Here is a 19,640-nt window from a genome sequence, read left to right on the forward strand (position 1 = left end):
TTACGCCTCCTTCTTTTTGTTTTTGCCGAGCGCGACAAAGAGTTTTTCGAGCGGCATGCGCACCATGTTGTCGAGCGCGCCGGTGAACATGATCACGAGCGCCTGAATGACGACGACCAGCTCGCGCGGGATCGATTCCCAGAACGACAGTTCGGCACCGCCTTGGTAGAGAAAGCCGAACAACAGCGCGGCCAGAAGGATGCCGATGGGGTGGTTGCGCCCCATGAGCGCCACCGCGATGCCGATGAAACCGGCGCCTTCAACCGCGTTGTCGATCAGGCGCTCGGCCTCGCCCATGACGTTGTTGATCGCCATGAGACCGGCCAGACCGCCAGAGATCAGCATCGCGATGATGACGATGCGCGAGGGGTTGATACCGGCGTATTTTGCCGCCGTTTCCGATTGGCCATAGGCGCGAATTTCATAGCCCAGGCGCGTTTTCCAGATCAGAATCCAGAACAGGAACGTGCAGAGAAGCGCCACGAAGAACGCCATGTTGGCGGGCGCGTTTGGCGAGAAGTTGATGCCGAAAGGGGCCAGAATTTCCGAGAAATTCGGCAGATGTGCCCCCTCAGGGAAGCGAGCACTTTCCGTGAGCATCGAACCGGGCACCTTGAGCACTTTGGTCAAGAGATAGCCCAGCAAGGCCGCACCAATGTAGTTGAACATGATCGTGGTGATCACGATGTGGCTGCCGCGTTTGGCCTGAAGCCATGCGGGGATAAAGGCCCAGGCCGCGCCAAACAAAGCACCGCCGATCATCGCCGCAGGCAGCGCGAGCATCCAATGCGGCCACGGCACAGCGAGACAGACAAGCGTCACGCCCAGCCCGCCCAGCATCGCCTGACCTTCGCCACCAATGTTGAACAAACGCGCGTGATAGGCGACGGCCACGGCGAGGCCCGTGAAGATGAAATTCGTGGCGTAATAGAGCGTATAGCTGATCCCGGAGGTCGAGCCGAAGGCGCCCTGCACCATGGTCTTGATTGCCACCACCGGGTCTTTGCCGATGGCCCAGATCACCAGACCGGAAAAGAAAAACGCCAGAAGGATGGAAATCAAAGGAATGAGGACGGCGTCCGCCCATTTCGGCATCTTGTTCATTGTGCCTTCTCCTCATCTGTAATCCCGGCCATCAACAGGCCAAGCTCGCCCTCGTTGGTCTCAGAAGGCAAACGCTCGCCCATGATCTGACCGTCGAACATGACGACGATCCGGTCCGAGAGCGACATAATCTCGTCAAGCTCCACGGAGACCAAAAGGATCGCCTTGCCCTCATCGCGCAGCGCAACGATCTGTTGGTGGATGAACTCGATCGCGCCAATGTCCACACCGCGCGTCGGCTGGCCGATCAGCAAAAGATCAGGGTTGCGTTCGATCTCACGCGCCAGCACGATTTTCTGCTGGTTGCCGCCGGAGAAGGACTTGGCCTCCAGTTTCGGGTTCGGCGGGCGGACATCGAATTTGTCCATGCTCACCTGCGTCATCGCCTTGATCCCGGCATTGTCCATCAAAAGCGCATTCTTTTGATATTTCGGGTCGTGGTGATAGCCGAACACCATGTTTTCCCAGGCCTGAAACTCAAGGATCAGCCCCTCATCGTGGCGGTCTTCGGGCACATGGGCAATGCCGCGCGCGCGTCGGGTCTGGCCGTTGGAATGCTTGCCGGAGAGATCAATCTCCTGACCGTTCATCAGGATTTTGCCTGTGCCGTTCTGATAGCCGCCCAGCACCTCAAGCAATTCGGTTTGACCGTTGCCCGCGACGCCACAGATGCCAAGGATTTCCCCTTGATGCACCGTCAAATCGATGCCTTTGACACGCCGAACGCCTTGTTCGTCGACGACCTCGAGGTTCTCGATCTTGATCACCGGCGCACCGGGCGTGGCGGGTTTCTTGTCGACGCGCAGCAAGACCTTGCGCCCGACCATCAGCTCGGCGAGCTCTTCGGGGGAGGTCTCCGCGGTCTTCACGGTGGCGGTCATTTCGCCACGGCGCATGACGGAGACGGTGTCGGTGATCTCCATGATTTCACGCAGTTTATGCGTGATCATGATGATGGTTTTGCCCTCTTTCTTCAGCCCTTCCAGAATGCGGAAGAGGTGATCGGCCTCGGCAGGTGTCAAAACGCCGGTGGGCTCGTCGAGGATCAGGATGTCGGCCTGTCGATAGAGCGCCTTGAGAATCTCGACCCGCTGCTGGTGGCCCACGGAGAGGTCTTCGATCAAAGCGTCCGGATCGACGGACAATTCATATTCGTCAGAGAGCTGTTTCAACAGCTTGCGGGCCTTGGCGAGCGAGGGTTTCAAAAGCCCACCGTCTTCAGCGCCCAGAATGACATTTTCCAGAACGGTGAAGTTTTCCACCAGTTTGAAATGCTGGAACACCATGCCGATGCCGGCGGCGATGGCCTCTTGGCTGTCGGTGATGTTCACCTCTTGGCCGTTGATGAGGATCTGGCCCGCGTCCGCCTTGTAGAACCCGTAAAGGATCGACATCAGCGTCGATTTGCCCGCGCCGTTCTCGCCGATGATGCCATGGATCGAGCCCTTGGCGACCGAGATGGAGATGTCTTTATTGGCCTGAACCGGGCCGAAAGCCTTTGAAATCCCGCGCAATTCGATGGCGGGGGCGGAAGCGGTGGGGGCGACAGTCTCCTGCCGCCCCGCCTCGTTCTGAACGCTCATGCGACGCCCGCCTTAGTAAGCCGGGCAGGTTTCGTCGGACATGTAGTCGTGGACCACAACCTCGCCGGAGACGATTTTCGCGGTGGCGTCGTCCATGGCGGCTTTCATCTCGGGCGTGATCAGCGCTTCGTTGTATTCGTCGATGGCGGCGCCCACGCCGTCATTCGCCAGACCCATCACGAAGATGCCGGTTTCCAGATCTTCGCCCTGCATGAAGGCGTCGTAAACGGCGTTGTCGACGCGTTTGACCATGGAGGTCAGGACGTGGCCCGGTTGCAGGTAGTTCTGGTTGCTGTCCACACCGATGGCGAGCATATCCTCATCCGCTGCGGTTTGCAGAACGCCGAGGCCCGTGCCGCCAGCGGCCGCAAACACGACTTCGGAGCCAGCCGCTTTTTGAGCGCGGGTCAATTCGCCGCCCTTCACCGGGTCGTTCCAGGCCGCAGGCGTGGTGCCGGTCATGTTGACGATGACATTGCCCTCGGGCTTCACGGATTTAAAGCCCTGCGCGTAGCCGCAAGCGAATTTCGAGATCAGCGGGATGTCCATGCCGCCGACGAAGGAGACGGTGTCGCCCTCTGCGGCGTAGGCGGCGGCGATGCCGACGAGGTAGGAGCCCTCATGTTCGTTGAACACCACGGAGCGCACGTTCGGCGCGTCGACAACCATGTCGATAATGGCGAATTTGGTGTCCGGGAAATCGGCTGCCACGGTTTCAAGCGCGGTGGCAAAGGAGAAACCGGCCATGATGATCGGGTTGAAACCGTTCTCGGCAAAGCGACGCAGCGCCTGTTCCCGCTGGGCGTCGGATTGCAGTTCGACGTCACGATAGGACCCGCCGGTTTCGGCTTTCCAACGCTCGGCACCGTTGTATGAGCTTTCGTTGAAGGATTTGTCGAACTTGCCACCGAGGTCGAAAATGATCGCCGGATCGGCCAGAGCGGCACCGGAGGTCAGTGCAAGCGCTGCGGCGGCGCCGAGGAACGTGGTTTTCAGGGTCATGAATGGTCTCCCGTTATATACTGGTCTTGGGATCGCCTCTAAGGACGTCACGACGCCTCAGTCGAAACCGTCACATGATGCGACCCATGTAAGCGAGCACAGTCTCGCCTTGGCAGGGATTAGGGCGCGTCCCTGCCGGAGGGTCAATACACATTTTTCCAAATTTGACCAAATGGTCGCCGATACCGGGGAGTTTCCCACAGACGCGACCCTATGACGTTGGGTTACGTATGTTTTATACGCTTTTCCATGACCAGAGCGTCGATCTTGGTTTTGTCCGGGGCGATGTAATAATTCTTGCGCCGACCGGATTCGCTATATCCCTCCGAGAGATAGAGGGAAATCGCCGCCTCGTTGTCGGCGGCCACCTCGAGAAAGGATTTGAGCGCGATCTGGCGATCCGCCTCTTTCTCATAGGCTTTCAATATCTTGCGGCCAAGCCCCTGACCGCGCGCCTCGGGCGCCACGGCGAGGGTCAACAACTCGGCCTCATGCGGGACATAGCGCCCAAGCGCAAAGGACGGGCCATCGCCGGCGACCAGAAACACGCCCTTCATAGACAAAAGCCCCGCAAACTCGGTCGCGGACCAAGGGCGGGGCGTCTCAAAGCTCGCCGCGTGAATCTCGGCGAGCATTTCTGGAACGGTTTTGACCACTTATGCTGCGACCGGGCGCACTTCGAGCACCTCGGGGATGTAGTGACGCAGCAGGTTCTCGATGCCCATTTTCAGGGTCAGCGTGGAGGACGGACAACCGGCACAGGCGCCTTGCATGTGCAGGTAGACGATGCCGCGATCGAACCCGTGGAAGGTGATGTCGCCACCGTCTTGCGCCACAGCGGGACGCACGCGGGTGTCGAGCAACTCTTTGATCTGGGTGACAATCTCGCTGTCGGGGCCGTCATGATCGGCGTGGCCGCCAGAGGTGTCCGCGCCTTGACCGGCCATCACCGGCTCGCCGGATTGGAAATGCTCCATGATCGCGCCCAGAATCGCGGGTTTCACATGATCCCAATCGGTGTCCTCGTCTTTCGTCACGGTGACGAAATCGGAGCCGAAGAACACGCCCGTGACATGGCCGACCTTGAAGATGCGGCTGGCGAGCGGCGAGGCGCTTGCGGCCTCTTGGGTGGTGAAATCGGCGGTGCCCGCGTCCAGAACGGTCTGGCCCGGCAGGAATTTCAAAGTGGCGGGGTTCGGCGTGGATTCGGTCTGGATGAACATGGCGCGTATTCCTTAGTAGACAGGTCGGATATGCGCCTTATGGCGCCGAAAGTCAATATTTAGAACGGTTCTAAAGAATAACGTCAGATGATCTGTTGTTCAAGCTTTGTCTCGGGAATGCCGCGCACTGCCCAAAACGCCACCGCCTCCGGACCGATCGCATCCAGAACACGTTTAAGGTCGCGGTGATTGCAATGCCGCCAAAGCGCATAGGCCGTGGCGTCGATCACATTGAGCGGCGTGATGTTATGGTCCTTGCGCAGGGATTGCGCCTCGCGGATCAATTCGGAGCGCGTGCCAAAGGGCAGTGGGACCGCATCGACACGCCAGTTGTAAACCAGCATGGCGCGCAGCGTCGAGGGCAACACATCGCCAAAGGCAATCACCTGCGGCGGGGTCAGGCGGCGGCGAAAACACTGCAACACGCCATCGACCGCCGTGTAGGTCATGTTGTCGCTCTCCATGATGTGGCCCATACGGCCCTTGGCGTCTTTTAGGAAGGATTTGAACTCCTTCTCCGAATGGCGATAGCTCCATGGCATCGGCATCAGGTCACCGCTTCGAGGCGTTCTTTCGACATTTCGCCCGGTACGAGTGTCATGGGGATCGGCAGGAAACCCGCCTGTTTGGTCATCGCGGAGACAAGCGGGCCGGGGCCGGATTTCTCCGTGCCTGCGCCCAGCACGAGGACACCGATTTCCGGGTCTTCCTTGATCTGGGTGAGAATTTCATGCACGGCCTCGCCTTCACGGATCACCAACTCGGGGTCGATGCCCTGACGGTCGCGCATCCATTTGGCGAAGACCTCGTAATGCGCCACGATCCGGTCGCGGGTCTCTTCGCGCATCAGATCGGCAACCCCGATCCAGTGGTTGAACTCTTCGGGCGGGATGATCGACAGGATGGTGACACCGCCGCCGGAGTTCGAGGCGCGCATGGCGGCAAAGCGCATGGCGTTGAGACATTCGCGGCTGTCATCGAGGATCACGAGAAACTTGCGCATGGGGGCCTCTTTGGTCGTGCTCTTAATAAGCTTAGGGGCAATTTCACGGCGATGATGACCGAGCCGGGCGCCAGACGCAACAGTTGGTAGATGTGATAGCCCCAGAGACAAGATGGAGAAAACCCCCGGCTTCGGGAAGCCGAGGGTTCAATGAGGGTCTGATCCGTCGGGGAAAATGATCAGAGCGTGCGCCTGACACAGGCGCGTGCGAGACGGGATCAGGCGGGGACAGGTCTGATTCTGAATCGCTTGCGTCCCTTGATAGGGTGGATTTGAAACCCTTATGTGACATCCCTGCTGCGGTTTCTCGCCTGTCGCGCGCGTCACCGCTTCGTGATTTGAAGGTGAGCGTGGATTTGGCGTCTCTTGGCGCAAAATCGCAGATGAAAACGCATGAGAGATATCCGATGTCCGAGATGAAACGCCGCCGCTTTCTGGCGCTAAGCCTTGCCACTCCTTTTCTGGCCCGCGCCGCCGCCGCCCAAGAGGCCGGGCTGACCTTGCCGGAGGAGCTGAAATCCACGGGGCCTGCGCGGCAGAATATTTCGAGCTTTCGCCGCATCGACTGGAAGGAGCATTTCGATGAGCTGGGGCAAGGCCGCATTGTCGCCGACACGGTGAGCCGGGCTTTGCATTTCTGGGGCCCGGATGGCACCTACAAACTCTACCCGACCTCCGTGCCGATCTCCGACGAGCTGACCCGGCGCGGCTATACGGAGGTGATCCAGAAGGTGAAGAACCCGACCTGGACGCCGACGCCGTCGATGCGCGAACGTGATCCGAGCCTGCCGGTGACGGTGCCTGCGGGACCGCAGAACCCGCTCGGTGTGCGGGCGCTCTATCTGAGCTGGCAATATTACCGCATCCACGGCACCCACGACACGCGCAAGATCGGGCGGCGGTCGTCGGATGGCTGTATCGGGCTTTATAACGAGCAGATCGTGGACCTTTACGATCGCGTGAGCGTGGGGACGCAGGTTAAGCTGATCTGAGTATTTGGACTGCAATGAAGATGAAAAAGGGCGCCGCGATGGGCGCCCTTTCGTGTTTGTTTGTGGGCCGCGTTCAGCGCACAAAGCCCATGATCTTGAAAGTTTCATCCAAGATCGGCTGAGCGATCTCATTGGCTTTATCGGCGCCTTTCGCCATGATCCGGTCGATCTCCGCCGGGTCGTCCATCAGGCGTTTCATTTCGGTCGAGATCGGCGCCAGCTGCTCGACGGCAAGCTCGGCCAAAGCCGGTTTGAACTTGCCCCAGCCCTGACCGCCATATTCGGCCAGAACCGCTTCGCCGGTCATATTGGCGAGACCGGCGTAGATGTTGACGAGGTTGCGGGCCTCAGGACGGTCGGCAAGGCCTTCCATTTCTTCGGGAAGGACTTCCGGGTCGGTTTTCGACTTTTTGAACTTCTTGGCGATGGTGTCCGCGTCATCGGTCATGTTGACGCGCTCCATGTCGCTTTCACCCGATTTGGACATTTTTTTGGTGCCGTCGCGCAGGTTCATCACCCGCATCGCCGGGCCTTCGATCACAGGGACAGTTTCCGGGAAGAAATCGACCTTGTAATCGTGGTTGAATTTGTTGGCGATGTCGCGGGTCAGTTCGACGTGTTGTTTCTGATCCTCGCCCACGGGCACATGGGTCGCGTGGTACAAAAGAATGTCGGCCGCCATCAGGGACGGGTAGGCGTAGAGGCCAAGCGAGACGTTTTCGGCGTTCTTGCCCGCCTTGTCCTTAAACTGCGTCATGCGGTTCATCCAGCCGACACGGGCGACACAGTTGAACAGCCAGCCAAGCTCGGCATGGGCCGAAACGCGGGATTGGTTGAACAGGATCGATGTGTCGGGATCAATGCCCGCGGCGAGGTAGCCGGCGGCGACTTCACGGGTCGCATGGCGCAGGTCCTCGGGGCTTTGCCAGACGGTGATCGCGTGCATATCCACCACGCAATAGATGGTTTCGAACTCACCGCCCTGCATCCCCACGAAGCGTTTGATCGCCCCGAGGTAGTTGCCGAGAGTGAGCCCGCCCGAAGGCTTGATCCCCGAAAAGACGCGGGGGGTAAAGGCAGGCTTGTCCATCTGGAACTCCGTCACTGGAATAATAGGTGCACATCGCTTACCTAGGCGGGACGAGAGCGTCAAGGAAAGGCCCCAGTAATGTCCGATGATCCCGAGTATTCCCGCCCGGAAGCGCCCTTTAATGCGCTGCCGCCGATGGTGATTGCCATTGCTTTGGTGCTGGGGGGCATTGAATTGGTGTTCCAGATCGGCACGCTTGGGCTGATCGGTGGGCCGGATGCCGTCGGCTGGCGGATCGGTGCGATGGAGACCTACGGCTTTTTCGACTCGATCTTCGAGGCGATGCGGGCGCAGGGCTCCTGGCCTTTCGAACATCTCCGCCGGTTCTTCACCTACGCTTTCGTGCATTATTCGATCACGCACGCGCTGATGGTCATCGTCTTCATCCTGGCGCTGGGCAAGATGGTGGGCGAGACCTTTGGCAATCTGGCGGTTCTGGTGATTTTCATCGTCTCGACTTTGGCCGGGTCTCTGGCGTTCGGATTGATCCTGAATGCCGCAACGCCCCTTTTAGGGGCCTATCCCGCCGCTTACGGGTATATCGGCGCCTATACGTTCATCCTTTGGCTGGGGCTCGGGCAGATGCAGGAAAACCGCATGCGGGCCTTTACCCTCATCGGGTTTTTGATGGGCTTGCAGCTGGTTTACGGGCTGCTGTTCGGCGGCTCTGCCGAATGGGTCGCCGATCTGGCGGGTTTTGTGGCCGGGTTTGTCACCGCAGCTTTGCTGGTGCCCGGCGCCTTCGGTCGGATTTTGATGCGGCTGCGTCAGCGGTAGCTGGCGTTCCTTTTCTTGGCAGCAGATCTCCTTCTGCCCATGCCAAATCTTAACAGGCATTAAGGTTAATCTGATTAACCTTAATGCTGGGTAAAAATGCCGGTTAAAATGAGATCACGGGGGACCTTGTCGGGCAGCGGCAAAACTTATCCGCCCCGACGTACCGAGCCTCTCAATTCGGCCAAACGCACCGCACCGACCAAATGTGCGAAGGTGAAATAGCCGACAATTCCAAGCGCCACCAGCAAAAGCGTCCCCAACCCGCGTGACAGCGCGAACACCGGCGACAAAGCCATTTCACCACCCCAAAGCAGCGCCCCCATCAGGATCGAGGCGATCAGAATACGGGGCACGCGGCGGATCAGGCGCGCATCGGCATGGACGTCTTCGCCCATGCCTTTCTTGCCAAACCACAAGAGCGCCACCATGCCCCAAGCGGCCAGCGTCGTGGCGCAGGCGGCGGCGAGATAGCCGATGACAAAGGACAGGCCGACGGCCACCACGGCGTTGATCACCATGGCGTAGACCGCGAAGCGGAAGGGCGTTTTGGTGTCTTCACGGGCGAAATACAGCGGCTGCAGCACCTTTTGCATCACAAAGGCAGGCAGGCCCAACCCGTAGACCATCACCGCCAGTGCGGTCTTTTGCGTGTCCTCCGCCGTGAACGCGCCGCGCTGGAACAGGAAGGAAATCAACACATCCGGGATCACGATGAGTGCCACGGCGGCGGGTACCGTCAGCAAAAGCGCGAACTCAAAAGCCCGGTTGTAGGCGTTGCGGGCGCCTTGTCCGTCACCGGCCTGAAGGCGCCGCGACAGATCGGGCAAAAGCACGATGCCGATGGCAATCGCGACCACACCGAGAGGCAGCTGGTAAAGACGATCCGCGAGGTTCAGGTATTGGATCGCACCCTCTTGGGAAAAAGACGCGACCTGACGTCCGACCAAAAGGTTGATCTGCACCACACCACCCGCCAGCGCCGCAGGGCCCGCCAGAACCAGCAAAGCTTTGATCTCCGGCGTGAGGCGCGGCAGGCGCGGGCGCAGGTTGAACCCGGCCTTGGCGGCGGCGACCCAGACCACGGCGAGCTGCGCGGCGCCCGCGACAGGCACAGCCCAGATCAGAGCACGTTCGACGGAAAAGCCAAGCTTCGAGGCTGCGATCATGGCGACCGAGAGCACGACATTGAGCATGACAGGGGCGGCAGCGGCGGCGGCAAAACGGCCGGTGGCGTTCAGGATGCCGGAAAACAGCGCGCCCACGGAGATGAACAACACATAGGGAAAAGCGATGCGGCCAAAATCGACGGCCAAATCGAACCGCTGGTCGCCAATGAGACCCGCCGCCATCAGCGTGACCAAAGCGGGCATGAAGAGCGTCGCGATCAACGTCAATGCGATCAGAGCGGTTGCCAGAACGGCAAGCGTTTCCTCGGCAAAGCGTTTGGCGTGATCCTCGGCTTCGACTTTTTTGGAAAACATCGGCACAAAGGCGACGTTGAGCGTGCCCTCGGCAAAGAAGCGGCGGAACATGTTGGGCAGCGAAAAGGCGACGGCGAAGGCCTCCGCCACGGGGCCCGCGCCAAAGAAAGCCGCGATCAGCGCGTCCCGGACAAAGCCCAGGATGCGGCTCATCAGGGTCCAACCGCCCACCGTGACAAAGCCCCGGACAAGGCGGATCGGCTTCATTGCGCCTGCGCCCGTTTCGCGCCGGTCACGATGGCCTCGCGCAGTTTCTTCTCAAGCGATTTGCGTTTGGATTCGGTATGGAGTTTCATCCCGAACATGTCCTTCACATAGAACACATCGACCACCTGCGCGCCGTAGGTGGCGATCTGGGCGGTGACGATGGAGATGTTGTTTTCGGCCAGAACCCTGGTCAGGTCGTACAAAAGACCGGGGCGGTCGCGGGTGTCGACCTCGATGATGGTGAAAATCTCCGAGCCTTCGTTGTCGAAGATGATCGAGGTCGGGACGTTGAACCGGCTTTCGCGTTTCTTGATCTTGTCGCGGGTGTCGAGTGCTTCGCGGGCCATGACCTGACCGCGTAGGATCTTGTCGATCATCTGACGCAGACGGGGCAGGCGGGCGCTCTCGAACGGGTTGCCGTCATTGTCCTGAATCCAGAACACTGCAGTCGCGTAGCCGTCCTTCGAGGTGAAGGTCCGCGCGTCCACCACGTTGGCGCCGACCAGCGCAAGAGCGCCGGAGAGCCGTGCGAAAATGCCGTGGTGATCGGCCAAAGCGAAACAGGCGCGGGTGGCGTCGCGGTCCTCGTCCTGATGCAGGTCGATGCGAATTTCGTCGGCTTTGATGTCTTTGAGAAGATGCGCAAAAATCTCATGCGCGGCGAAGGGCAGGCCTTGCCAATAGGTGCTGTAATGGCGCTGCAATTCGGTGCGTTTCTCGGCCGCATCCCAATCTTTGAGACGCGCACGCAGTTCTTTTTTCGCCTCACCTTCGCGGGCGTCGCGGTTGATCTCTTCGAGCCCATGTTCGAGCGCATAGGCGGTCTGAGAATGCAGGTTGCGGATCAGCGTCGCTTTCCAGTTGTTCCACACATCCGGGCCGACGCCGCGAATGTCGCAAACGGTCAGCACGGTCAAAAGATCAAGCCGCTCGCGGGTTTTCACCGCCTTGGCGAAATCGCGCACCGTGCGCGGGTCGGCGATGTCGCGTTTCTGGGCGATGTCCGACATCAAGAGGTGATAGCGCACCAGCCATTCGACGGTTTCGCATTCGGCGGGTTTGAGGCCCAGCCGAGGCGCCACTTTGCGCGCGATCTGGGCGCCAATCACGGAATGATCCTCGACGCGGCCCTTGCCGATGTCATGCAAAAGCATGGCGACATAAAGCACCTTGCGGTTCACCCCGGTTTTCAGGATGCGGGTGGAGACGGGCAGGGCGTCTTCCAACTCACCGCGCTCGATTTCAGCGAGATTGGAGATCACCTGGATCGTGTGCTCGTCCACCGTGTAGCTGTGGTACATGTTGAACTGCATCATCGCGACGATGTGTTGAAATTCCGGGATAAACGCCCCCAGAACGCCCAGCTCGTTCATCCGTCGGAGCGCACGTTCCGGGTTGCCGTGTTTCAGCAGGAGATCAAGGAAAATGCGCTGCGCCTCAGGGTCATTGCGCATCTCATTGTCGATCTTGTCGAGATTGGCGGAGATCAGGCGCATCACGTCCGGATGCAACAGATAGCCGGTTCGGAGCCCCTCTTCGAAGACCCGCAACAGGTTGAGCTTGTCCGCCAAAAACGCCTTGCGATCGCGCAGGTTCAGCCGGTTGTGCACCATCTCATATTGATCGCCCACCTTGCGGCGACGTTTGAGCAGGCGTTGCAGCGCGGGTTCCTGTTTGACGTGCTGGGCCTCCAGAGAGGTCAGGAAAATCCGGGTCAGCTCGCCGACGCGGGTGGCGTGCAGAAAATAGTTCTGCATGAAATGCTCGACCGCGCGGCGGCCCGAATGGTCGATGTAGCCCAGGCGTTCCGCCACCTCGACCTGCATGTCGAAGGTGAGCTGATCCATCGGACGCCCGGCAATCAGATGAAGCGCATTGCGCGTGGCGTGAAGGAAGGTTTCCGCCTCTTCGAACTGACGATATTCGTCCTGAGTGAACACGCCCGCCTTGACCAGATCGGCGGTGTTGCGCACGCCGTGCACATATTTCGCGATCCAGAACAGCGTGTGGAGATCGCGCAAGCCGCCTTTGCCCTCTTTGATATTCGGCTCCACCACATAGCGCTGGCCGCCCTGTTTGCGGTGACGCTCGGCGCGTTCCGCAAGCTTGGCCTCGATAAACTCGCGCGCGGTGTTGCGGAACAATTCGTCGCGGAGTTTGACGTGCAACTCGGTCGCCAGAGCGCGATTGCCGGAGAGAAAGCGCAGCTCCAACAGCGCCGTGCGAATGGTGAAATCCTCTTTGCCAAGCCGGATACAATCGCGGATCGTGCGGGTCGAATGGCCGACTTTGAGGTGCAGGTCCCAGAACATGTAGAGCATGCTCTCGACCAGGCTTTCGATCCAGCCGGTGATCTTATGCGGGGCGAGGAACAGAAGATCGACGTCGGAATCCGGCGACATTTCCCCGCGCCCATACCCGCCCACGGCCAGAACGGCGATGCGTTCGCCTTCGGTCGGATTGGGGTTCGGGTGCAGCTTCCTCATCGCGGTGAACAGCACCGTGGTGACCAGACAATCGGTCAGCCAGGCATAGGCCCGAAGCGCCGGGCGCGCGTTGCGGGGCGCATCCAGCATGGCGGTGGCAATGGCGGCACGGCCCCGTTTTTGGGCCGCGTTCAGGACCGTCACCGTGGCCTTGCGGATCTCAGCATCTGTTTTGGCCTCCGCCCACCCGGCTTCGAGCGCTTTCGCCACGGCGGAGCTGTCGAAGATGGCGTCTTGTGCGCAGATGAACGTGCCCGAAGGCGTTGGCAAAAAGGCGGTGAGGGCCGAACGGTCAGTATCCGGCGCCACGGAAGGCTCTTGGGGCAGGGTCAATCTCGATTACCTGATTGTTCTGAATGGTCGCGATGGAAAGGCCGCGTTGGTTGGTGCCGTCGGACATAAGTCTGAAAATCCCGTTCACGCCGACAAAACCGGAGCCGCGGGTCAGGCCCTGTGCCGTCAGCGCGTTTTGGTTGCCGTCTTTGACCAGCGCGCCGATGGCGGCGATGCCGTCATAGGCGAGACCGGCCAAGGCATGCGGCGCCTGACCGTATTTGGCGGAATAATGCGCGGAGAAGTTGCTGGTCAACTGTTGGTCGGGAATGGCGAACCAGCTGTCTTGCAGGCCCGGCAGGCTCAGCGCGGACGCAGGCACGTTCCAGCGTTGCAACCCGATGTATTGCGGGTTCGGCGACTTGATACCGTTTTCCGGCAGCATCTGGGCCAAAAGCGGCATGGCGCCGTCATTGCCGGAGGTGAAGAAGATCGCATCGGCGTTGGAATTGCGCGCGGCCGTGGCGATCGGGCGGATGGCCTGCACCACGCCTTGCTGGCTCAATTCAAAGCTCTGGGTGCCGGCGAGCGTCGCGCCCTGACGGCTGATCGCGGATTTGATCGCATCGGCGCCCGCGTTTTCTGCCGGGCTGTTGCCGTTGACGACCATGATCCGACCCTTGCCGTTGGAGCGCGCGTAGGACACCAGGCGGTTGGCGGTGTTCTCAAAGGTCGGCCCGAGGATGAAGACGTTGCCGCCCGCGACATCGGGGTTGTTGGAGAACGAGAGCACGTTGATGCCCGCATTGGCTGCCGGGATGCCCGCGAGTTTGGCAGAACCGCCGTAAACTGGACCGAGGATGATTTTGGCGCCGTCCTTCACCGCCTGAGAGGCAGCGGCAGAGGCGCGCTCGGCCTGACCTCCGGTCGGGTAAACGCGCAGATCGATGGTGGCTCCGTCGAGGTCGGCCATCGCGAGACGGGCTGCGTTTTCGATGGAGCGCGCCATGGCCACGTCGCCGCCCTGTTGTGATTCGTAGGGCACGAGAAGTGCGACAGGCACCGGGTTCGACGTGTTGATCGTCGGCCCGCCGGTGACGGGGAAAGCGCCCGGATCACAGGCGGCAAGAGCAATAACAGACAGGCCAAGCGCAACTTTGGTGAGCGACTTGCGGGCGGCGCGAAGAACAGCGAACATAGGGGAAACCTCACTCCTGACGGCAAAGGCGCAACACGGGGGGCGGTCACGCAAATTTGCGGGCAGACTAAGCGACAGTCCACAAAGAGTAAACGCTGCAAAGGGCAGAGATCACATTGATATATCAAACCAAGCCGCTTTCTGCCGGTCTCCATTTTCTCGCCACACCGATTGGCAACGCGCGGGACATCACGCTGCGCGCCCTCGATATTCTCGCATCCGCCGATGTTCTGGCCGCGGAGGACACGCGGTCCCTGCGCAAATTGATGGAAATTCATGGCGTTCCCTTGGAGGGGCGGCACATCTATCCCTATCACGATCACAACGGTGCCCAGATGCGCCCGCGTCTGATCGCACTGATGGAAGAGGGCAAATCCGTGGCCTATGCGTCTGAGGCGGGCACGCCTCTGGTGGCCGATCCGGGGTTTGTTCTGTGTCGCGAGGCGCTTGAGCGCCATATCCCGGTGACCTCCGCGCCGGGGCCATCGGCGATGATCGCGGCTTTGACCATTTCGGGATTGCCGTCTGATCGTTTTCTCTTCGCGGGCTTTCCACCGTCCTCTTTGGGGGCACGTTTGAAATTCTTCACGTCTTTTGCCGCCGTGCCCGCCACGCTCGGGTTCTATGAAAGCCCGAAACGCGTTCACCGAACCTTAGGCGAATTGTGCGACACCTTGGGGGAAACCCGCCCGGCGGCGCTGTGTCGGGAGTTGACGAAACGGTTTGAAGAGGTGCGCAAAGGCACGCTCAGGGAATTGGAAGAAAGCCTGCGCGATGCGCCGGTGAAGGGCGAGATCGTGTTGCTCGTCGGGCGCGCGGATCATGTCGAGGTTTCCGAGGCGGATTTGGAGGCCGATCTTGAGGCAGCGCTTGGACAGATGTCGGTCAAGGATGCCGCTGCAGAGGTGGCGGTGAAACACGGGCTGAAGAAGCGCGACGTCTATCAAATGGCGTTGGAGATGACGGGCAAATAAGAACGGGAAGTGAGGCCGGATGTCGGCGGAGGATTCGAGGCGCACCCGCGGCGCGCAGGCCTATCATTTCGGTCTTTCCGCCGAAGACATCGTTGCGCGCCACTATACGGAACGCGGCTATGAGGTCTTGGAGCGTCGCTGGCGCGGGGCGGGCGGGGAGATCGACCTGATCTTTCGCAATGGAGACGAGATTGTCTTTGTCGAGGTGAAGGCCTCGAAAACCCATGCCCGCGCCAGTGTGTCGCTCGGCGCCCGTCAACAGGCGCGGCTCTGCGCCAGTGCCGAGGATTACATCGGGCGACTGCCCTCTGGGCTTTTGACGCCGATGCGGATCGACGTGGCGCTGGTGAACGGGGCGGGGGAGGTCGCGTGCCTTGAGAATGCGTTGATGTAAAACCTGCATGTGATCTTGCGCACAGGACATTGCCATTGAATGCGTCCCCCGGCTGGTCCATCTAGGGTCAGGATCTATTGATTTGCGATGCGCAGTTTGACAGATTTTGCTCTAGCCAAGGCATGTGGCCGCAAGAACAGTGTTTCTATTTCAAGGTCGTATAACGCAGGCTAGAGCAAAACCCGTCAAACCCGTAGGGCAAGGAGAAATGCACGCTCTCAGTCGCTCGGCATCCTTGCCAAGGTAACCAGCCTTGGCGGTGAAATCCAAACGCCTGATAACGCACATTTTTCCTTGCTGCGTATCGCAACTCAATGGGTCCTGACCCTAAGAGACAACCAGAGGAGATACGCCCTTGTCCAAGACCCCTGCGCTGAAAGTCGCGATCCAGATGGACCCGATCGGTCCGGTCAACATCCATGCCGACAGCACGTTCCGCATCATGGAAGAGGCGCAAAAGCGCGGCCATGAGCTGTTCTACTACACGCCGGATCATCTGGCCTTTCAGGAGGGGCGTGTCACGGCGCGCGGTTGGCCGGTCGAGGTGCGCCGCGTCGAGGGCGATCACTACACGTTGGGCGAGATGACCGAGGTCGATCTGTCCGACTACGATGTCGTCTGGCTGCGTCAGGATCCGCCCTTCGACATGGGTTACATCACCACGACGCACCTGTTGGAGCTGATCACGCCGGGCACGTTGGTGGTCAACGATCCGTTCTGGGTGCGCAATTATCCCGAGAAATTGCTGGTTCTGACCTTCCCGGACCTGACGCCGCCCACCGCCATCGCGCGTGACCTCGAGACCATCAAGGCGTTCAAGGAAAAGCATGGCGACATCATCCTGAAACCGCTCTACGGCAACGGCGGCGCGGGCGTGTTCCGCCTTGATCCGAATGATCGCAACCTCTCGTCCTTGCATGAGCTGTTCACCGGCATCTCGCGCGAGCCGATGATTGTGCAGAAATTCCTGCCGGATGTGTCGAATGGCGACAAACGTGTGATCCTCGTCGATGGCGAACCGGTTGGCGCGATCAACCGCGTGCCGCAGGCCGGGGAAACGCGGTCGAACATGCACGTTGGCGGGCGCGCCGAAAAAGTCGGACTGACCGCGCGTGATCTGGAAATCTGTGCCCGGATCGGGCCGCTTTTGAAAGAAAAAGGCCAGGTCTTTGTTGGCATCGACGTGATCGGCGATTACCTGACCGAGATCAACGTGACCTCGCCCACCGGCATTCAGGAGCTTGAGCGCTTTGACGGCACCAACACGGCGGAGCTGATCTGGAAAGCGATCGAGGCCAAACGCGCATGAGCCTTCGGATGCGGCTTGTGTCCGGGGCCTTGAGCCCCGTCGTGCGGGCCGCCTTTACCCATGCGCAAAACCCTGTGCCTTTGCGGGACGGGGTCGATTTGGCGGCCAAACTCAGCTTGCCGGTGCAATTGTCCGCCGAGGTGACCCATGACGCCTTGGGTCTTCCGGGCATGTGGATCAGGCCGCCGGAGTGCGATGACGAGCGCGTCATCCTGTTTTTCCACGGCGGCGGCTACATCGCAGGCAGTCCCGAGACCCACAAACGCCTTGCCTCACGGCTGGCGCAACTGGCCAATCGGCCCGTGTTTTTGCCCGCCTATCGGCTGGCCCCCGAACACCCGCTGCCCGCAGCGTTTGAGGACGCTTTGGTCGTTTGGGACGCTCTGGTGGCCTCGGGCTATAGCCCTCAGGAGATCACCATCGGTGGCGACAGTGCCGGCGGGGGGCTGGCCCTGACGCTTTTGGCGGAGCTGTGCCAGCGTGGTGCGCCGCCCGCCGGGGCTTTCGGCTGGTCGCCCTTCACCGATCTGACGCTGTCCAGCCCATCTTTCGAAACCAATGCCGAGCGCGACCACTTTTTCCCGCCGGAGCGCGCCCGCGATCTGACCGCGATGATCCTTGGCGACTCTGCGGCCGAGGACCCGCAAGTTTCGCCCATCTTTGCGCGTTTTCCAAACTGTCCGCCGGTGCTGTTGCAAGCCTCAGAGTGCGAAATACTGCGCGATGATTCCGTGCGCATGGCGGCGCATCTGCGTGAAGAGGGGGCCGAAGTCGTGCTCAGACTCACCGAAGGCGCACCGCATGTCTGGCAAATGTTCGATGGGTTTTTCCCCGAGGCGCGTCAGGCGATTGCGGAGACAGCGGAGTTCCTGAAAGCTCTCAATTGAGCACGCCAGAGACCACCCGATAACTCAAAGCTTCGGCCAGATGCGGGCGGCGCACATTCTCCTCGCCCGCCAGATCGGCAATGGTGCGCGCGACCCGCAGGACGCGGTGATAGCCCCGCGCCGAGAGCCCAAGCTTCTCCGCAGCCTTGGTCAAAATCTCGCGCCCCTCGGCATCGGGGCTGGCGACATCATCCAGCATTTGCCCCTCGATCTGCGCATTGGTGCGAAATGCTGTGCCGTCATAGCGCTCGGTCTGGATCGCGCGGGCTTGGGCGACGCGCGCCGCAACTGTGGCGGAACTGTCGCCGGAGGGCGGCAGGTCCAAATCCTGAAACTGCACGGGCGGCATCTCGAGGCGCAAATCGAAACGATCCATCAAGGGCCCGGAAATGCGGCCAAGATACTCCTCGCCACAGAGAGGCACTTTGGCGCAGGCCCGCGCCGGGTCAGGCAGATACCCGCATTTGCAGGGGTTCGCGGCCGCAACCAACATGAATCGCGCGGGGTAGCGCATATGGGCGTTGGCCCGCGCCACCATAACTTCGCCGGTTTCGATGGGCTGACGCAGTGTTTCCAACACAGGGCGTGGGAATTCCGGGAATTCATCGAGGAACAACACGCCATTATGCGCCAGCGAAATTTCTCCCGGCTGCGCGCCGCGCCCACCGCCGACGATGGCAGCCATGGAGGCCGTGTGATGCGGCTCACGAAAGGGCCGCGCGCGGGAAATGCCGCCTTCGTCCAACAGACCTGCGAGGGAATGAATGATCGACGTTTCCAAGGCCTCCTGTGCCGAAAGCGGCGGCAGGATCGTCGGCAGGCGCGCCGCCAACATGGATTTGCCGGAGCCGGGCGTGCCGACCATGAACATGTGATGCCCGCCTGCGGCGGCGATCTCCATGGCGCGTTTGGCCTTTTCCTGTCCCTTCACATCGCGCAGATCTCGGTGATGGGAGGGCAGGGTGATCTCACCCGGATGGGCCTCATGCAAAGGTCGGTCGCCGGTGAAATGCCGGAGCAATTGCGCGAGGTTTTTCGCGCCATAGACGGGCGTTGCACCGACCCAAGCAGCCTCCGATCCGCAGGCCTCTGGGCAGGCGAGGACACAGTCCAACTCGGCGGCTTTCAACGCGGCAGGCAGCGCGCCGTTGACTGCGACGAGCGACCCGTCCAGCGCCAATTCGCCCAAGGACAGCGTCTCTTCGGCCTTCTCGGCAGGGATCAACCCGGTGGCGGCGAGGATGGCCAATGCGATGGGCAGGTCGAAATGCGAGCCGATTTTCGGCAGATCGGCAGGCGAGAGGTTGATGACGAGTTTCTTCGATGGCAGTGCGATTTGCATCACCGCGAGGGCCGCGCGCACCCTCTCGCGGGCCTCGGTGACGGCTTTGTCCGGCAGGCCGACGATGGTGAAACTGGGCAATCCGGGGGCGATGGCGCATTGCACCTCGACGGGGCGGGCCTCGATGCCTTCGAAAGCGACGGAGAATGTCCGTGCGACCATGATGTGCTCCCGGAATGCGTTAAAGCGTTTCTCAAAAAACTTGAGGCACTCAATTTTTGAGAAACGCAGCAATATCAATTCAGTGCGGCAACGTTTTTCCCTCAATCTGACACAGATTAAACGAAAAACGCTTTAACCAATCTTAACCCGTCT

18 protein-coding genes are annotated in these 19,640 nt (G+C 60.5%); 6 read left to right on the plus strand and 12 right to left on the minus strand.

The window, feature by feature from the left end; all coding sequences use genetic code 11:
* The 7 genes from HCZ23_RS13760 to HCZ23_RS13790 all read right to left on the minus strand — a co-directional run bounded on the left by HCZ23_RS13760 (window position 1) and on the right by HCZ23_RS13790 (window position 5,915).
* The gene (locus tag HCZ23_RS13760) at window positions 1-1,104 is read right to left on the minus strand and encodes an ABC transporter permease (RefSeq protein WP_167602319.1); all 1,104 of its coding nucleotides are present in this window, start codon (window positions 1,102-1,104) and stop codon (window positions 1-3) included.
* Window positions 1,101-2,687 carry an ABC transporter ATP-binding protein gene (locus HCZ23_RS13765; RefSeq protein WP_167602320.1) on the minus strand — a complete coding sequence of 529 codons (1,587 nt, stop codon included), beginning with the start codon at window positions 2,685-2,687 and terminating at the stop codon, window positions 1,101-1,103. The genes HCZ23_RS13760 and HCZ23_RS13765 overlap by 4 nt, the downstream gene beginning before the upstream one ends.
* 12 nt (window positions 2,688-2,699) lie before the next feature.
* Window positions 2,700-3,689 (minus strand): BMP family protein, encoded by a 990-nt coding sequence (locus tag HCZ23_RS13770; RefSeq protein WP_167602321.1) that lies wholly within the window; start codon window positions 3,687-3,689, stop codon window positions 2,700-2,702.
* A 224-nt stretch (window positions 3,690-3,913) separates the two neighbouring features.
* The gene (locus HCZ23_RS13775; protein ID WP_167602322.1) at window positions 3,914-4,324 is read right to left on the minus strand and encodes a GNAT family N-acetyltransferase; all 411 of its coding nucleotides are present in this window, start codon (window positions 4,322-4,324) and stop codon (window positions 3,914-3,916) included.
* A gap of 21 nt (window positions 4,325-4,345) precedes the next feature.
* Window positions 4,346-4,912, minus strand: coding sequence for a NifU family protein (locus HCZ23_RS13780; protein ID WP_167602323.1), 567 nt, complete (start codon window positions 4,910-4,912; stop codon window positions 4,346-4,348).
* An 83-nt stretch (window positions 4,913-4,995) separates the two neighbouring features.
* A complete protein-coding gene (locus tag HCZ23_RS13785; protein ID WP_167602324.1) occupies window positions 4,996-5,460 on the minus strand; it encodes a DUF2267 domain-containing protein in 465 nt (154 codons plus the stop codon).
* Window positions 5,460-5,915 (minus strand): universal stress protein, encoded by a 456-nt coding sequence (locus HCZ23_RS13790; protein WP_167602325.1) that lies wholly within the window; start codon window positions 5,913-5,915, stop codon window positions 5,460-5,462. The genes HCZ23_RS13785 and HCZ23_RS13790 overlap by 1 nt, the downstream gene beginning before the upstream one ends.
* Before the next feature lie 407 nt (window positions 5,916-6,322).
* On the opposite strand from HCZ23_RS13790, the gene HCZ23_RS13795 reads away from it, so the two are divergent.
* Window positions 6,323-6,907 (plus strand): L,D-transpeptidase, encoded by a 585-nt coding sequence (locus HCZ23_RS13795; RefSeq protein WP_167602555.1) that lies wholly within the window; start codon window positions 6,323-6,325, stop codon window positions 6,905-6,907.
* 73 nt (window positions 6,908-6,980) lie between these two features.
* Here HCZ23_RS13795 and trpS read toward each other — a convergent pair whose 3' ends face one another.
* Window positions 6,981-7,997, minus strand: coding sequence for a tryptophan--tRNA ligase (gene trpS, locus HCZ23_RS13800; protein ID WP_167602326.1), 1,017 nt, complete (start codon window positions 7,995-7,997; stop codon window positions 6,981-6,983).
* A 78-nt stretch (window positions 7,998-8,075) separates the two neighbouring features.
* On the opposite strand from trpS, the gene HCZ23_RS13805 reads away from it, so the two are divergent.
* The gene (locus tag HCZ23_RS13805; RefSeq protein WP_167602327.1) at window positions 8,076-8,774 is read left to right on the plus strand and encodes a rhomboid family intramembrane serine protease; all 699 of its coding nucleotides are present in this window, start codon (window positions 8,076-8,078) and stop codon (window positions 8,772-8,774) included.
* A gap of 146 nt (window positions 8,775-8,920) precedes the next feature.
* Here HCZ23_RS13805 and murJ read toward each other — a convergent pair whose 3' ends face one another.
* From murJ to HCZ23_RS13820, 3 genes are read right to left on the minus strand one after another with little or no spacing between them, the layout of a single operon-like run.
* Window positions 8,921-10,462, minus strand: coding sequence for a murein biosynthesis integral membrane protein MurJ (gene murJ, locus HCZ23_RS13810; RefSeq protein WP_167602328.1), 1,542 nt, complete (start codon window positions 10,460-10,462; stop codon window positions 8,921-8,923).
* Window positions 10,459-13,281, minus strand: a complete 2,823-nt coding sequence (locus HCZ23_RS13815) for a [protein-PII] uridylyltransferase (RefSeq protein WP_167602329.1) — start codon at window positions 13,279-13,281, stop codon at window positions 10,459-10,461. Before HCZ23_RS13815 ends, murJ begins: the two co-directional genes overlap by 4 nt.
* A complete protein-coding gene (locus HCZ23_RS13820) occupies window positions 13,241-14,419 on the minus strand; it encodes a penicillin-binding protein activator (protein WP_167602330.1) in 1,179 nt (392 codons plus the stop codon). Before HCZ23_RS13820 ends, HCZ23_RS13815 begins: the two co-directional genes overlap by 41 nt.
* A 116-nt stretch (window positions 14,420-14,535) precedes the next feature.
* Here HCZ23_RS13820 and rsmI point away from each other — a divergent pair, with 116 nt between their 5' ends.
* From rsmI to HCZ23_RS13840, 4 genes are all read left to right on the plus strand, one after another.
* On the plus strand, window positions 14,536-15,393 hold the full coding sequence (gene rsmI, locus HCZ23_RS13825; protein WP_167602331.1) for a 16S rRNA (cytidine(1402)-2'-O)-methyltransferase: 858 nt from the start codon (window positions 14,536-14,538) through the stop codon (window positions 15,391-15,393).
* Window positions 15,394-15,412: 19 nt separating this feature from the next.
* Window positions 15,413-15,787 (plus strand): YraN family protein, encoded by a 375-nt coding sequence (locus HCZ23_RS13830; protein ID WP_167602332.1) that lies wholly within the window; start codon window positions 15,413-15,415, stop codon window positions 15,785-15,787.
* A 373-nt stretch (window positions 15,788-16,160) separates the two neighbouring features.
* A complete protein-coding gene (gene gshB, locus HCZ23_RS13835; protein ID WP_167602556.1) occupies window positions 16,161-17,096 on the plus strand; it encodes a glutathione synthase in 936 nt (311 codons plus the stop codon).
* Window positions 17,093-17,983, plus strand: a complete 891-nt coding sequence (locus HCZ23_RS13840; protein WP_167602333.1) for an alpha/beta hydrolase — start codon at window positions 17,093-17,095, stop codon at window positions 17,981-17,983. The genes gshB and HCZ23_RS13840 overlap by 4 nt, the downstream gene beginning before the upstream one ends.
* Here the strand turns inward: HCZ23_RS13840 and HCZ23_RS13845 are convergent.
* Complete coding sequence (locus HCZ23_RS13845) at window positions 17,976-19,487, minus strand: YifB family Mg chelatase-like AAA ATPase (RefSeq protein ID WP_167602334.1); 1,512 nt, start codon at window positions 19,485-19,487, stop codon at window positions 17,976-17,978. The genes HCZ23_RS13840 and HCZ23_RS13845 overlap by 8 nt on opposite strands.
* Window positions 19,488-19,640 lie beyond the last annotated feature (153 nt).

Source organism: Celeribacter sp. HF31 (genome assembly GCF_011806455.1).
Lineage (GTDB): Bacteria > Pseudomonadota > Alphaproteobacteria > Rhodobacterales > Rhodobacteraceae > Celeribacter.